14 protein-coding genes and 3 tRNA genes are annotated in these 15,047 nt (G+C 54.8%); 11 read left to right on the top strand and 6 right to left on the bottom strand.

All coding sequences use genetic code 11. The features are described from left to right. Position 1: 1 nt before the first annotated feature. The 3 genes from pilV to dnaB form a co-directional block, all read right to left on the bottom strand. Positions 2–643, bottom strand: coding sequence for a type IV pilus modification protein PilV (gene pilV / locus BG910_RS10700; protein WP_089036826.1), 642 nt, complete (start codon positions 641–643; stop codon positions 2–4). A gap of 24 nt (positions 644–667) precedes the next feature. After that, positions 668–1,321, bottom strand: a complete 654-nt coding sequence (locus tag BG910_RS10705; RefSeq protein WP_089036827.1) for a GspH/FimT family pseudopilin — start codon at positions 1,319–1,321, stop codon at positions 668–670. 227 nt (positions 1,322–1,548) lie between these two features. Beyond that, complete coding sequence (dnaB, locus tag BG910_RS10710; protein ID WP_089036828.1) at positions 1,549–2,955, bottom strand: replicative DNA helicase; 1,407 nt, start codon at positions 2,953–2,955, stop codon at positions 1,549–1,551. A gap of 155 nt (positions 2,956–3,110) precedes the next feature. Here dnaB and BG910_RS10715 point away from each other — a divergent pair, with 155 nt between their 5' ends. Further along, entirely contained in the window at positions 3,111–3,692 is a 582-nt protein-coding gene (locus BG910_RS10715; RefSeq protein ID WP_089036829.1) for a superoxide dismutase, read from the top strand. A 178-nt stretch (positions 3,693–3,870) separates the two neighbouring features. Here the strand turns inward: BG910_RS10715 and mnmC are convergent, their stop codons facing one another. Continuing rightward, positions 3,871–5,499 (bottom strand): FAD-dependent 5-carboxymethylaminomethyl-2-thiouridine(34) oxidoreductase MnmC, encoded by a 1,629-nt coding sequence (mnmC, locus tag BG910_RS10720; RefSeq protein ID WP_089036830.1) that lies wholly within the window; start codon positions 5,497–5,499, stop codon positions 3,871–3,873. 82 nt (positions 5,500–5,581) lie between these two features. On the opposite strand from mnmC, the gene BG910_RS10725 reads away from it, so the two are divergent. Both BG910_RS10725 and BG910_RS10730 read left to right on the top strand, forming a co-directional pair. Continuing rightward, entirely contained in the window at positions 5,582–6,220 is a 639-nt protein-coding gene (locus BG910_RS10725) for a phosphoribosylanthranilate isomerase (RefSeq protein WP_089036831.1), read from the top strand. 350 nt (positions 6,221–6,570) lie between these two features. Beyond that, positions 6,571–7,401, top strand: coding sequence for a GIY-YIG nuclease family protein (locus BG910_RS10730; protein WP_157694077.1), 831 nt, complete (start codon positions 6,571–6,573; stop codon positions 7,399–7,401). A 220-nt stretch (positions 7,402–7,621) separates the two neighbouring features. On the opposite strand, the gene BG910_RS10735 is transcribed toward BG910_RS10730, so the two are convergent. Beyond that, the gene (locus BG910_RS10735; RefSeq protein WP_089036833.1) at positions 7,622–8,239 is read right to left on the bottom strand and encodes an NUDIX hydrolase; all 618 of its coding nucleotides are present in this window, start codon (positions 8,237–8,239) and stop codon (positions 7,622–7,624) included. Positions 8,240–8,490: 251 nt separating this feature from the next. Between BG910_RS10735 and BG910_RS10740 the strand changes: the two genes are divergently transcribed. The 8 genes from BG910_RS10740 (at position 8,491) to BG910_RS10775 (ending at position 13,960) form a co-directional block, all read left to right on the top strand. Beyond that, complete coding sequence (locus BG910_RS10740; RefSeq protein ID WP_089036834.1) at positions 8,491–10,365, top strand: tetratricopeptide repeat protein; 1,875 nt, start codon at positions 8,491–8,493, stop codon at positions 10,363–10,365. A 97-nt stretch (positions 10,366–10,462) separates the two neighbouring features. Further along, positions 10,463–11,041, top strand: a complete 579-nt coding sequence (lolB, locus tag BG910_RS10745) for a lipoprotein insertase outer membrane protein LolB (protein WP_089036835.1) — start codon at positions 10,463–10,465, stop codon at positions 11,039–11,041. A gap of 5 nt (positions 11,042–11,046) precedes the next feature. Further along, a complete protein-coding gene (gene ispE, locus BG910_RS10750; RefSeq protein WP_089037244.1) occupies positions 11,047–11,925 on the top strand; it encodes a 4-(cytidine 5'-diphospho)-2-C-methyl-D-erythritol kinase in 879 nt (292 codons plus the stop codon). Further along, a tRNA-Gln gene (locus BG910_RS10755) sits at positions 11,904–11,979 on the top strand. Before ispE ends, BG910_RS10755 begins: the two co-directional genes overlap by 22 nt. 13 nt (positions 11,980–11,992) lie before the next feature. After that, positions 11,993–12,068, top strand: a tRNA-Gln gene (locus BG910_RS10760). A 7-nt stretch (positions 12,069–12,075) separates the two neighbouring features. Continuing rightward, positions 12,076–12,151, top strand: a tRNA-Gln gene (locus BG910_RS10765). A 183-nt stretch (positions 12,152–12,334) separates the two neighbouring features. Then, the gene (locus BG910_RS10770) at positions 12,335–13,321 is read left to right on the top strand and encodes a ribose-phosphate pyrophosphokinase (RefSeq protein WP_089037245.1); all 987 of its coding nucleotides are present in this window, start codon (positions 12,335–12,337) and stop codon (positions 13,319–13,321) included. 66 nt (positions 13,322–13,387) lie between these two features. Then, positions 13,388–13,960, top strand: a complete 573-nt coding sequence (locus tag BG910_RS10775) for a 50S ribosomal protein L25/general stress protein Ctc (protein ID WP_089036836.1) — start codon at positions 13,388–13,390, stop codon at positions 13,958–13,960. 196 nt (positions 13,961–14,156) lie between these two features. Here the strand turns inward: BG910_RS10775 and htpX are convergent, their stop codons facing one another. Next, a complete protein-coding gene (gene htpX / locus BG910_RS10780) occupies positions 14,157–14,999 on the bottom strand; it encodes a protease HtpX (RefSeq protein ID WP_198344795.1) in 843 nt (280 codons plus the stop codon). Between the last annotated feature and the right edge of the window lie 48 nt (positions 15,000–15,047).

Below are 15,047 nucleotides of genomic sequence, written 5' to 3' on the forward strand. Positions count from 1 at the left end.
TTTACTCCGTTACACGCGCTTGGTAGGTGAAAACGGCTTTGTTGTCTGATGTGGAGAGGCTGTTGGCAGCTTTGGTTGTTTCGTCGGCGTCTGTTTCCATGTCAACCGTCCAAAGAACTTTAATAACGGTAACGGTGTCAGTACTTGCGCCGCAATTCCATTCGCGCCTGCCACTTTTCATCTCCGGAGGGTTTGCTTTATTGTCTTTGCAAATGGCAAAGTAAATATCGGCTTCAGGCATTGCAGCACGCAAGTTTTTTTGGAAATCACAGATTTGGGCTTTGGCTAAATCTGCTTTTTTAATATCTGAACCGCTTGCAGTGTCGTTGCAGGCGGCAGAGACCTGACGTTCGGTTGTTTCATAAGCGGTATAGTGTTTTTTTGTCCAAGCCTCTTTTTGTTTATCTTTTTCCAGTGTCGGATTAATCAGCATGCCCTCAATCAGGTTTTGTGTAATTTGTGAAACAACAGTTTGTCCTTCAGCTTCGCGGACATTAGATGCTGCCCGGAGTTGTACGGAAAGCAAAGCTAATACACCGAGGGCGAGTACAATCATAGAGACCAGGATTTCAATCAGGGTTAAACCTGTCTGTGTGGTTTTCAGACGGCCTGATATGTGGGACGTTTGTCGTAATGTTTTCATGTTTGTCAGAGAAGTTTTGTGGTTTTAGGATTCGGAATATCCGCAAACTTTGCGGGTGTCTGATTTGGCACATACTTCAGCCCGGCCGCTCGGATCGATGATAACGACAGTGGCTCTGTTTTTTTTGGCGGCGTCATCTTGGGCGGAAACGTCGGTCAGGACGATCTTGACGTAGCCGTCTGAAAAGGTAAATTTATCGCTCATTGATGCTGAATGACCGAAAGTGCCATTCGGACGGAACTGCCAGATTTGCTGATCGCTTGTTTTGTTGCCGTTAAAGTCAGTCGTAAAAATGAAGTTATTCAGCCGTTTGGGTTGATTGTGGACATTGATGGCGGTAAAGCGTAAGTCGGTATCTTTACTGCGTTCATATATTTTATTGTTGTTGGTATCGACAAATGCGACGATGCCTTGTCCTGAATATTTTGTATTGCAGGCATTGTCGGGATTGCCGTCTTTTTTAATTTGGGCGGGACAAACGTAAACGGGAAGATTGAGGCGGACGGCTTCGCTGCGGGCGAAGCGCAGGAGGTTGGCGACCTGCTCGGCCTGTGAGGCGGCGCGGCGGGAGGCGATCCATTCGGTCATGTTGGGCAGCGCGATGGTGGCCATGATGGCGGCGATGGCGATGGTCACCAACAGCTCGATAAGGGTGAAGCCTTGTTGTTTGATGTTCATGAGTGGTTTTGCGACGTTGGGTTGGGGTAATGTGGTATATCGGGTGCGGGTTTCTGCGAACCTGCTTAAATCGGCGTTATTCTAATAGAAATGTTCGGACGGCACATAGTAAATTATGTAATCGGCTTAGTAAGTGTTTACATTTCGGTACAGTTTGTAAACGCAGCCGTCTGAAAAATAAAGGCCGCCGTTTCGCAAGAGACGGCGGCGTGGCATTTTCAGACGGCCTAATCTTCTATCAGCGCGGATTCGGGGATGTAGGCGGCGTTGTCGAACTTGGTAAATTGTCCCATCCATGTCAGGAAGACTTTGCCGGTGGGGCCGTTACGGTGTTTGCCGATGATGCATTCGGCCAGCCCTTTGACGGGGGACTCGGGGTTGTAGTATTCGTCGCGGTACATAAACATAATCAGGTCGGCATCCTGCTCGATGGCGCCGGATTCGCGCAAGTCGGACATCATCGGGCGTTTGTCGGTACGCTGTTCGACGGTTCGGCTCAACTGGGAAAGCGCAATCACGGGCACTTGCAGCTCTTTGGCCAAGGCTTTGAGCGAACGGGAAATTTCGCCGAGTTCGGATGCGCGGTTGTCGCTGCGGCCGGAGCCCGCCATTAATTGCAGGTAGTCGATGACGATCAGGCCGAGTTTGCCGTTGTATTGGCGGGCGAGACGGCGGGCGCGGGCGCGCAGCTCGAGTGCGGTCAGGCCGGGGGTTTCATCGATGTACATCGGTGCGTCGGAGAGTTTGACCACGGCTTCGTTGAGGCGCCCCCAGTGTTCGTCTTGCAGACGGCCTGTTTTGAGCACATGCTGGTCGAGGCGGCCGACCGAGCCGAGCATACGCATCACAAGCTGCGCGCCACCCATTTCCATTGAGAACACGGCAACGGGCAGTTTGCCTTCTACGGCGACGTGTTCGGCGATGTTGATGGAAAACGCGGTTTTACCCATAGACGGGCGGCCGGCGACGATAATCAGGTCGCCCGGCTGGAGGCCGGAGGTTTTTTTGTCGAGATCGACGAAGCCGGTGGAAATGCCGGTAACTTCGTCGGGATTGTCACGCGAATAGAGCATATCGATGCGCTGGACGACTTCTTCCAAAAGCGCGGGCATTTCCAAAAAGCCCTGTTTGGATTTGGAGGTGCTTTCCGCGATTTGGAACACTTTGTTTTCCGCTTCGTCGAGAAGCTGCCCCGCATCGCGGCCTTGCGGATTGTAGGCGCTGCGGGCGATTTCCGTGCCCACTTCGGCAAGCTGGCGCATGATGGAACGTTCGCGCACGATTTCGGCGTAGCGGCGGATGTTGGCGGCAGATGGCGTGTTTTGCGCCAGTGAAATCAGATAGTTGAATCCGCCTGCGGCTTCCAGCTCGTCGTTGCGCTCCAGCGCTTCCTGCACGGTAATTACGTCGGCAGGGCGGCTTTCATTAATCAGCGCGGTAACGGTACGGAAAATCAGGCGGTGTTCGTGGCGGTAGAAATCTTCGCCGGTCACGACGTCGGCGATGCGGTCGTAGGCGGCGTTTTCCAACAGCAGCCCGCCCAATACCGACTGCTCGGCTTCCATCGAATGCGGCGGCAGCGACAGCGCGCTGACTTCGCGGTCTTCAGACGGCATATCGGTATAGTCGTTCATGGCGTTTTTCCTGAAAAAATGACGCAGAATAAGAATCGGCTATTATAGCGCAGGGCAAGTTTAATTGGTTTTTTAAAGGCCGCGCAGGTACAATTCGCAGACCGTCCCTAAACAGGCGGACGATAAAACACAAACCGACCACAGGAGCAAGAAAAATGGAACACAAATTACCCCAACTGCCGTATGAATTAGACGCTTTGGCACCGCACTTGTCTAAAGAAACATTGGAATACCACTACGGCAAACACCACCAAACCTACATCACCAATCTCAACAACCAAATCAAAGGCACCGAATTTGAAAACGCCTCTTTGGAAGAGATTGTGAAAAAATCTTCAGGCGGCATTTTCAACAACGCCGCGCAAACCTGGAACCACACCTTCTACTGGCTGGGTTTCACCCCCAAAGGCCAGGGCAAACCCGCCGGCGACTTGGCCGCCGCGATCGACGCCAAATGGGGCAGCTTCGAGAAGTTCCAAGAAGCCTTCAACGCCTGCGCCGCAGGCACCTTCGGCTCAGGCTGGGCATGGCTGGTGAAAACCCCCGCCGGCGAATTGGACTTGGTTTCCACTTCCAACGCCGCAACCCCGCTGACCACCGAAAACACCCCGCTCTTGACTTGCGACGTTTGGGAACACGCCTACTACATCGACTACCGCAACAGCCGTCCCAACTACCTGAAAGGTTTCTGGGACATTGTCAACTGGGACGAAGTGGCCAAACGCTTTGCCGCTTAATATATAGTTGATTAAAATCGCAATGATACGGCGTTGCCAACGCCCTTATGTACTATCCGTACACTGCGGGCGTTGCCGCCTCGTCTCATTTTTATTTTAATCAACTATAGCGTGAATATTCGGTAACATTTCATACCGGAAGGCCGTCTGAAACTTTAAAGTTTTCAGACGGCCTTTTTCATTTAAGCAAACCCTGCCCGCGCACAATCGCGCGGATAACGGTTCGGTTGGGGTGGAGCGCGGTGCGCAGGCGTCGGGAGAGCGGGTGGGGCAGGCCGAGGATTTCGGCGGTGAGGGCGGCGGCGCAGAGCGGAGCGGTGGCCAGGCCGCGCGTGCCGTGGGCGGTGTTGAGATAGGCGCGGGGCAGGTAGGGGCAGGGGGCGGTGAGGCGGTAGTTTTTGTCGAGCGCGAGTTTGGCGTAAACGGTCTGCATGGCGGCGATGTCGCCGAGTGCGCCGACAAGCGGCAGGTGGTCGGGGCTGTCGCAGCGCAGGGCGGCGTGGCCGGTTGCGGTTTCCAAACCGTTGCGGCCGTCTGAAAACAGCGATTGCGCCAGCGGCGGGTTGAGCTGTGCCAAAGCGGCGCGGTTGGCGGCTTCTTCGTCGGTTCGCCAGCTTTTGTCGGCGCTGTTCAACACAAACGTCGCGCCGTAGCAATGGCTGCCCTGCCACGCGGGGCTGATGTAGCTTTCGCCGGAAACGGCGCATTTGAGCCGTTCGGAAAACGCCGTCGCCTGCGCCACGCCGGTCTGCCCGCGGATTTGGCGGTAGGGCAGGGCGGCGGCGTTGGGTTCGGGCGCGGCGGGGCTGTCGGCGCCGGTGCAATAAATAATATGGCTGCCGCTGAAACGGCCTTGCGGCGTGTGCGCCGTCCAGTTTTCGCCGTCGAACTCAGCGCGCTGAAGCGGCGTGTGTTCATGCAGCGAAACCAGCGGGTGGTCGAGCAGCGCGCGCACGACGGCGGGCGGGTTGAGCCACACGCCCTGAGGCCAGTAGAGGCCGTCTGAAAACAGTTCCACACCCGCGATTTCGGCGGCTTCGGCTTGGGAAACGGCGCGGTAGAGGTGGGCATGGTGTGCCTGCAACGCCAGCGCCTGATTGCGTTTGCGCTCGGCCACGTCGTAATTCAGATGCACCACGCCGCTGCCGCCCCACGCGTCGGAACCGGGCAGCAGCCGCGCAAGCAGGCGGCGGGTGTAGCCGTAGCCCGCGAGCAGCAGCTCGGTCTGTTCGGTGTTGTGCGGCGAAATTTTCGCGTAAAGCAACCCCTGACGGTTGCCCGAACCGCCCCGCGCCGCCGCGCCGGCTTCCAAAACAGTCGTGCGCACGCCCTGTTCCGCCAGCAGCCGCGCCATTGCCGCGCCCGCAATGCCCGCACCGATGATGAGCACGTTTTCAGGCGGAATGCGGTTTTCAGACGGCCTGAACCAGGGTTTTACCTCTTCGGCGCTGCTCAGGGCGGGAATTTCGGCTTCAATTTGCTTAGGCGCATCAGTCTGCCAATCCAAATTATGCCCGCCGAAATGCTCCTGCAAGCGCGGCACGGTTTTCGGCGGTGCGAGCCAGAGCGTGACATCGGGCAGAAGCTGTTCAAACACATTTATGCTGTTGAATTGAATACATTTTAAGGATTCGTCGAGCGCGGTTTTCAGACGGCATTGCGTGTCGTCGAGGACGTCTGAAACGGTAAATTCGGGAATTTTCCGGTTGTTTAAGCAAACCAGCAAATGCAGCGGACGGGCGCGGTTTTGCATGGCGGCGGCGAGTTCGGCGAGGGGAGGCAGCGTTTGCCAGGCGGGAATGTTCACGATAAGGCCGTCTGAAAAGTGGGGGAGACGGTATTTTAACCGCTATAATAGGCCGTCTGAAAGCATCATAGTGAGAACCGTTATGGCCAAAATCCGAAGCAAAATCTGCGGCATTACCCGCCCCGAAGACGCGCGCGCGGCGGCGGAGCTGGGGGCGGATGCGGTGGGCTTGGTGTTTTACGCGAAAAGCAAACGTGCGGTAACGGCGGCGCAGGCCAAAGCAGTGGTGGCGGCGCTGCCGCCGTTTGTCAGCGTGGTGGCGCTGTTTGTCAATGAGACGGCAGAGCGGATACGCGCGGTGTTGCGCGAAGTGCCGGTCGATCTGATTCAGTTTCACGGTGATGAAGACGACGCATTTTGTGCGCAGTTCGGCCGCCCGTATTTGAAAGCCGTGCGCGTGAAATGTGCGGAAGATATTCAGACGGCCTCGAGCCGTTTTCCGAATGCGCGCGCGATTCTGTTTGATGCCTACCATCCAGACGCATACGGCGGCACAGGTCTGAGTTTCGATTGGTCGTTGCTGAAAAATTATTCGGGCAAACCATGGGTTTTGGCGGGCGGGCTGACGGCGGAAAACGTGGCGGATGCCGTGTGCATCAGTGGTGCGGCGGCAGTAGACGTATCGGGCGGCGTGGAAAGCGCGGGCGGAATCAAAGACGAATCCCTGCTTGCCGCCTTTTTGGGCGCATTGGCGGATTCGGAGGGCGATAGGGGCTGTTGACATCGCTTCGCTGCCAATAGTCTCTGACGAAAAGGCCGTCTGAAAGAAAACGGCAGCAGGTTATATTGCGCAGCATCTGTTTCAGGCGGTCTTCCGCTAGCTGGTTTCGGCATATTGTGCCGTAAATGTGTAAAATAAGGAAATTGCACATTAAAATAATGCAGTATGGCAAAATAAAATAAAAAATACAGGGCGGTGCGCCAGAGCCGGTACGGATGGCGCGGCAAAGTAAAGCCCAAGCCGCTTTTGCGTCTCTTTTGCGTCTGTTTACATATCGAAAATCCAACGGGTTTCCGGCTGACAACAAATACAGGAAAAAAGCCGCCGCCTGACATCAGAAAGGAAGTATTTTGGAACAAGGATGGGTGTATATCCTGACCAGCCCGCAGATGCCCGGGCTGATTAAAATTGCAGCCTCCGCCAAGCAGCCGCAGAAACGGATGCGGTGGCGGACGGATACGGGCAAAACCTGTCTGTTTGACGTGGCGTATCAGATTTGCTGCAACGCTTATCAGGAGGTTGAACGCGCAGCACACGAGAGCCTGGCCCGAAAGAAAGCCGGCGGGAAGAATTTTTTCGCTTGCACAGTTATCGAGGCAGCGGTGGAAATACGCGCCTGCACGGTCGGCGGTTTTAGCTCGGAAGAATATCCGCAGGCAGGGCCGTCTTCCGATGCTGTCGTCCCGCCTGAAATGCCGTCTGAAAGCAATACGCAGGCATCCCGACCTTGGGATCTGGCGATAGGCGCTCTGGTGCTGGCTATCCTGCTTGTTGCTGTTTTCGGGTTGCTGGACAACGGCGGTGCCGAGGCCGAAAGCGGCGCCGCAACCGGTTTTGATGCTGCACCCGTTTCTGCCTCCGCCGTGAAGCCGCCGCAATACCGTATGGAAAAAATCGGTGCGTCCGACATCAAACTGCGTAACTGCCCGTCGACAAGCTGCGCTGCGGTCGCGGTCTTGCCGGCCGGTCGGCCGGTTGAAATCCAGCCGAAAACACGTACCGGCGACGGCTGGGTCCGTGCGCGTTTTTCGGGAGAAGCATGCTATCCGGAGGGCGCGGCAGGAAAGGCTTGCGCGAAGCGGACGGAAGAAAAAGCAGCGGAGGGCTGGATTTTTGCCGCAAACCTGTATGACGTCAGAAAGGCAAGGGCTGACGAAAATGTGTTGGATGCGTTGTTTTAAAAATGGGTTTTATATACAACATGCCGTCTGAAACATGCCGTCTGAAAATATTTTTCAGACGGCATGTTCAGTTTCCGGCCGAATATAGCCGGAGAAATTAAGTTCTGATACAAGGCGGCGAGCCGCAGACGGTACAGGTAGTACGGGGTGGCTGACTTGCTGCCTTAGCAGCTTAGTCAAGCACCTCTTTGAGCAAGGTGAGCCAACGCTGTAGCAGAACTTAATTTCTCCGGCTATAAGCTGCGTAACGCTCCGCCAAGCCATATAGAATCACGGCGGTCAACCCCCAGATGTCGTGGTGCAGATACGGTAACACGGGCGTTTCCATGCTTTGGCCGTTGTGCTTGAAACGGCGCGTTTGGTAGTTTTCGGGATTGAGGGCGAGGGGCAGTGGCAGGAAAAAGGCTTCGGCGACTTCGTCGGGATTGGTGCGGATTTCGGGAACGTTGCGGCAGAGCGCAGGTATGGTATGGACTTCGTAACCGGAGGGGGTAAAGCCGGCGGGCAAGGCGAGGAAGGTTTGCCAGAGGCGGGCGGGGATGCCGGTTTCTTCTTCGGTTTCGCGCAGCGCGGTTTGGGTCAGGTCGGCATCCTGTGGCTCGAACCCGCCGCCGGCCAGCGAGATTTGGCCGGCGTGGTGTTGCAGGTTTGCGGAACGGCGGGTCAGCAGGATGCCCCATTCGTTTTCAGACGGCCTGCCGCTTTGCGGAACGACGGCGAGCAAAACGGCGGCTTTTTTGAAATGCGGCTGTTCAAACAGTCTGTTGCGCAGAATCTGGGTGGGGCTGGGCAGCGCGGCGGCGTGTGAGAGGAAGTCGGTGAGGTGGTCGCGGGTCATGGTTTCGGGGTTTCGGATTGGATTTCGGGCTGGTGTTTATCGTGAAACCGTGCAAACGGATGCAAGGCAGCAAGCCGTAGATGGTACTACGGGTCGTACAACAAGGTGCAGCAACGCCGCAGCCGTTCGTGCGGTTTCACGATTACATTAGGTTTACGGTCGCTTAAATCAACAAACGCCGTGCGGTATGGTAAAGTTATGCCTTGCTCAGGCCGTCTGAAAACGGCGGTTTTACCATCAGAGGAATTATTATGTTTTTTGCACATTCCCGTCTGCGTGCTGCGGTAGCGGCAGCCGTTCTGCTGCTTGCGGGGCAGGTTCGCGCGGCGGATCAGCCGTTGGCCAAACCTTATTCTGCCAAAGATTTCGTCAGAATTGTTGAGAAAGATGCCGGATTGACGCCTGCGCAGTTGCGCGAGCGGGAGCAGCAGCGGCGTATCGCTGTGGTGAACCGTGCGAACAATGTGTTTACGCTGTTGGGTGGCGAAATGGCTTTGCAGAAAGGCGATGCGGCTGTGGCGCTGATGACGCACATGGTCATGCTCGAGCGCACGAGATCGCCCGAAGTGGCGGAGCGCGCGCTGGAAATGTCGGTGGCGCTCAATGCGTTTGAACAGGCGGAGGCGATTTACCGCCGCTGGCAGGAAATCGAGCCTGTGCCGGGCGAGGCGCAGCGGCGTATGGGCTGGATGCGCAATCTGCTGCTGGGTAAGGCCGATGCGAAGTTGAGCGGTTTGGACGATGTGTTGGAAAACGCTTCGGAAGAACAGACCCGCCGCATTTTTCTGCTTTTGGCGCAGGCGGCGGTGCAGCAGCAGGGCTTGGCGAAAAAAGCGAGCAAAGAAGTGCACAAAGTTGCGGGCAAATATCCGCAAATGCCCGAGGCGGCGATTGCCGATGTGATTTACAGTGCGCAGGAAGGCAACGAGCGCCACGCGGTCAAAGCCTTGCAGCGGCTGGCGAGAGTGGACGCGGAAATCCTGCCGCCGACTGCGCTGACGCTGCGTTTGGTTGCGCAGCAGAATCCCGGAATCCTTCAACGTTTCTTTAAAGATACGGATACGAAAAAACTCTCGCCGGTGTGGCAGGAAATGGAAATCAGCAGCCTGGTGGCGGCGAAGCAGACCGATAAAGCTTATGCGCGTTTGCAGGAACTCTTGGCCGACAATCCCAATGCGGATCTGTATATTCAGGCGGCCTTGTTGGCCAACAGCCGCAAGGAAGACATTTCCGTCATCAGCGGCTATCTGGACAAGGCGTATAACGCGGGTAACAGCGAGCAGAAAAGCCGTGCGGCGGTGGTCGGCGCGATGCGTTATGCCGATTTGAAACAGTACAGACAGGCGCAAACTTGGGTTGGCCGCATCACGGCACCGGGTTTTGTGTTTGACAAAGCCGTTTTAAAAGCCTCGCTGGCGGGCGAGCAGGGCGATGTGAAAACCGCACTGGCGGAAACGCGCCGCGCGCAAAAGCTGCCCGAGAAGCAGGGGCGTTTTTTCAGCAGCGCGGATTTGCAGCGCGTTTACCTGTTTGCCCTGGCAAAAAGCGACCGACCGCAGGAAGCGCTGTCCGAACTCAACAGCCTCGCGGCGAAAGCAGCCAAACAGCGGGGCGGAAACGAGCTTCTGCCCGATATTCTCTACCAGCGCGCGATGGTTTACGAACAGCTCGGCCGGCCTGAAAAAGCGGTGGCCGATTTACGCCGCGTGGTTCAGCTCAATCCCAACGGCGCCGCGGGCATGAATGCTTTGGGCTACACGCTGCTGACTTCGCCGGATGCGCAGAAAAACTTTGACGAGGCGTTCAAACTGATTCAGACGGCCTACCAGCTCGAGCCGGAATCCGGTGCCATCAACGACAGCATGGGCTGGGCATATTATCTGAAAGGCGATGCGCAGGCCGCGCTGCCGTATCTGCAATTCGCGCACAAGGAAACGCCCGATGCGGAAGTTTCCGCGCATTTGGGCGAGGTTTTGTGGAAACTGGGCGAGCAGGAACAGGCGAAAACGGTTTGGGCGGAAGGGCTAAAAAAAGGCGGTAACGTGAAGCTGCTTAAAGTGACCATGCAGCGTTTCGGCGTGGCTGTGTCGTCTGAAAAAACGGCGAAAGCCAAAAAAGCCAGATAAAGGCAGAGGCCGTCTGAAAAATTACTCCACTATTTTTTCAGACGGCCTGAGTTATTTATAAAAAACATCTATAAAAACAGACGGAAAGGAAGTGAAGATGAACGCAAAATTATTGTTTTCCTACGCCAGCGCGATATTGCTGGCGGCCTGTGTGAGCACGCCGCAAAGCGGCGACTGGCCTGAAGCGCAGAAGGTCGAAGATTTTACCGCCGATGGCCGTTTGTCGGTCAAAGTCGAGGGAAAAGGCTCGTATGCCAATTTCGATTGGGCGTACCAAAACCAAGTGCAGACGATCAGCGTCAACACACCGCTGGGCAGCACCGTCGGCCAGCTCTGCCAAGACGCGCAAGGCGTGTTGGCGGTCGATAACAAAGGCAAAGTTTACCGTGCGCAAACTGCGGAAGAATTGAGCCGCCAGTTGCTCGGCTACGAGCTGCCCGTTCAATATTTACACATTTGGGCAAACGGCCGCCGCGTGGCCGGCACGCCTTACAAAATGACTTCAGACGGCCGTTTGCAGCAGTTCGGCTGGACGGTTTCGCGTACCTTAAACGGCGAAGGCCGCCCGCGTATTCTATTGCTGGAAGGTAACAAGCTGAATATCCGGTTGGTGTTTGACGAAATGAACAACCGTCCCAAACCCAGCAGCCAAACCCGCTGCGCCGCCCGCGGTTGAACATGATGGCAGACATTCCGGGCAAAGCATTGCCGTTTCCTGCGCCCGCCAAGCTGAATCTGGATTTGCGGATTACAAGGAGGCGGGAAGACGGCTATCACGAGCTGGAAAGCATTTTCTGTCTCATCGGCCTGTATGACACGGTTTATTTCAGCCTGCGCGACGACGGCAAAATCATTATGCACACGCCCGTCGAAGGTATCACTTCCGAGCAGGATTTGGCTTACCGCGCCGCCGACCTGCTTCAGACGGCCTCGGGTACGAAATCGGGTGTGGAAATCTGGCTGGATAAAAATATCCCGACCGGCGGCGGTTTGGGCGGCGGCAGTTCCGATGCAGCGACGGTGTTGATGGCTTTGAACGCGCTCTGGAAATGCGGCTTCGACCGCCAAGCGTTGATGGATTTGGGTGTAAAACTGGGGGCGGACGTGCCGTTTTTTATTTTCGGCCGCAGCGCGTTTGCCAAAGGTATCGGCGAAAAACTGACCGAAATTGATGTGCCGAAACAATGGTATGTCGTGGTAAAACCGCCGGTTCATGTGGCGACGGGCAAAATTTTTTCACACCCGCGCTTGACACGAAATTCCAAACCAAGCATAATGCCGTCTTTCCAAACCCTGCAACCGTTTCAAAATGATATGCAGGCGGTGGTATTCGAAGAATATCCCGAAGTTTGGCAGGCTTATCTCGATCTTTCTGCTTACGGCAATGCGCTGATGACGGGTTCCGGTGCCTGCGTTTTTGTAAGTGCGGAAAGCAAGGAAAAGGCCGAAAACATATACCGACAGGTTTCTGAAAAATATGAAGCATATTGTATTGAAGGATTGGGTGTCCATCCGTTGTTTCATATAGATGAAAAAGTTGGGGAGTCGTCAAGCGGTTAAGACACTGGATTTTGATTCCAGCATGCGAAGGTTCGAATCCTTCCTCCCCAGCCAAAAAATTCTCCAGTGGGGAGTCGTCAAGCGGTTAAGACACTGGATTCTGAATCCAGCATGCGAAGGTTCGAATCCTTCCTCCCCAGCCACCTTTATTGGGGAGTCGTCAAGCGGTTAAGACACTGGATTTTGATTCCAGCATGCGAAGGTTCGAATCCTTCCTCCCCAGCCAATAAAAAGCGTGTAAGTTTTCTTGCACGCTTTTTTGCTGGCATCAATAAATTTAGCCCTGCTAAGGTATTGGTTTTATATGTTAAGGTGCGTATAATGGCGGCCTTGATGTCAGGATACACAAGCAGAGGTCGGCATGGCGTTTTCTGAGCAGAATTTAACTGTAAAACCGGATGAAGAAGATATGGCTGCATATGATAGTTTGATGGTGTTTACCGGCAATGCTAATCCCGAATTGGCGCAACGCGTGGTCAAGCATTTGGATATTACTTTGGGCAATGCGACCGTTAGCAAATTTTCGGACGGCGAAGTTGCCATCGAGCTTTTGGAAAATGTGCGCGGACGCGATGTCTTTATTCTGCAGCCGACTTGTGCGCCGACCAACGACAATCTGATGGAAATTCTGACTATGGCCGATGCGTTAAAACGTGCTTCTGCCGGCCGTATTACCGCAGCGATTCCGTATTTCGGCTATGCCCGCCAAGACCGCCGTCCGCGCTCGGTGCGCGTACCGATTTCGGCCAAGCTGGTTGCCAATATGCTGTATTCCGCCGGTATCGACCGTGTGTTGACGGTGGATTTGCACGCTGACCAGATTCAGGGCTTTTTCGATATTCCCGTGGACAATATTTATGCCACCCCGATCCTGCTCAACGACATTGCGCAGCAGCGTATTGAAGATTTAACCGTTGTCAGCCCCGATGTCGGCGGTGTCGTCCGCGCCCGTGCCGTTGCCAAAGCGCTGAATACGGATTTGGCCATTATCGACAAACGCCGCCCTAAAGCCAATGTGGCTGAAGTAATGAATATCATCGGCGATATTCAAGACCGTACCTGCCTGATTGTGGACGACATGATCGATACGGCGAACACTTTGTGTAAAGCCGCTTCAGCGCTGAAAGAGCGCGGTGCGCGCCGCGTATTGGCTTATGCTTCCCATCCGGTATTCTCCGGCGAAGCGATCAAGCGGATTGCTTCTTCGGATATCGACCAAGTGGTTGTGACCGATACCATTCCGCTGTCGGAAGAAGCCAAAAAATGTGAGCGTATCCGTCAGGTAACGATTGCCGGATTGCTGGCGGAAACCGTCCGCCGCATCAGCAACGAAGAATCCGTCTCATATCTCTTTAACGAAGATGTGTTGACCAACGGCGGCGTTTTGCTGCCTTAACAAGCTGTCGTCTTAAGCTGGTCGCGGCCGATGACGACGAATTTTATTTTATCTGGAGTATTAGCTATGTCATACGAAATTCAAGCCTCTTTGCGCGAAGCCCAAGGCACTGGTGCGAGCCGCCGCCTGCGTCGCGAAGGCCAAATCCCTGCGATTCTTTACGGCGAAGGCCAAGAGCCGGTTGCCATCGCAGTCGATCACAAAACCGTTTACTACGCTTTGGAAAAAGAGTCTTTCCACACCGCATTGATCAAACTGACTTTGGACGGCAAAACCCAAGACGTTATCGTGCGCGATTTCCAAATGCACCCGTTCCGTCAACAGGTTCAACACATCGACTTCCAAACTGTTAAAGCCGATCAAAAAGTCCGCATCCGTGTTCCGTTGCACATCGTAAATGCTGAAATTTCCCAAGCCGTCAAACTGCAAAGTGGCCGCGTTTCTTTGTTGAATACTTCCGTAGAAGTATTGGCTTTGCCTGCAAATATCCCTGCATTCTTGGAACTGGACTGCGCTTCAGTCGTTGCCGGTGACATCCTGCACTTGTCTGACATCAAACTGCCGGAAGGTGTAGAAAGCGTTTCCCTGAAACGTAACGAAGATTTGGCTGTTGCAACCGTAACCGGTAAAAAACGCTGATAGATTGAGAAATAAAAGCCTACTGCATTCAGTAGGCTTTTATTTATGAGCTTGTTAGTGTGAAAGGGGCTTATCATATTACAAAATAAGAAGTAAACCCGGTTCGGGTAAGATTGAAATGCCTAATTTATACTCTGTATTACAGAAAAGAAAAGCCGTCTGAATTTTCAGACGGCTTTTCTATAAGTTTTAAACATTACATCGACTGCAAACGGGCGATGCGGTTGTCCAGCGAGGGGTGGGTGCTCAGGAGCGAATCCTTGCTGTCACTGGCAATGCCCATGGCGTTCATTTCTTTGGGCAAATCACTGGGGCTGCCTTTCAGGCGTTGCAAGGCGGCAATCATTTTCGGTGCGCCGACGAGTTTGGCAGCGCCTGCGTCGGCGCGGTATTCGCGTTGGCGGCTGAACCACATCACGATGATGCTGGCAAGGAAACCGAAAACAATCTGCAAAACCATGCTGACGATGAAATAAGTGCCTTGCGAGGTGCTGCCGTCGTCGTTTCTGGCAACGATACCGGAAACGAGGCGCGCGAGGAAGACGACGAAGGTGTTGACCACGCCTTGAATCAGCGTCAGCGTGACCATGTCGCCGTTGCCGACGTGCGCCATTTCGTGTGCTAAGACAGCTTCGACTTCATCGCGGGTCATGTTGTCGAGCAGGCCGGTGCTGACGGCGACGAGGGAGTTGTTTTTAGTGGGGCCGGTGGCGAAAGCGTTGGGTTCGGGAGAGTGATAAATGGCGACTTCGGGTGTTTTTAGATTCCATTGGCGCGCTTGGGCTTCAACGGTAGAAAGCAGCCAAGCTTCTTCTTCGCTGCGCGGCTGGGTGATGACTTCGGCGCCGACGGAACTTTTGGCGACCATTTTGGAGGTCAGCAGGGAAATAATCGAGCCGGTAAAGCCGATGACGGCAGAGAAGCCGAGCAGGTTTGCGACGTTGTTCGGGTTGCCGCTGAGGCCGAGTACGCTCAGGATGATGCTGATGACGACGAGGACGGCGATGTTGGTCAGGAGAAATAAGAAAATGCGTTTCACCGGATAAATTCCTTTTGAGTAAGTGGTTTGCTTGTGTTTGACTGCGCT

The sequence above is a fragment of the Neisseria chenwenguii genome (genome assembly GCF_002216145.1).
GTDB classification, from domain to species: Bacteria; Pseudomonadota; Gammaproteobacteria; order Burkholderiales; family Neisseriaceae; genus Neisseria; species Neisseria chenwenguii.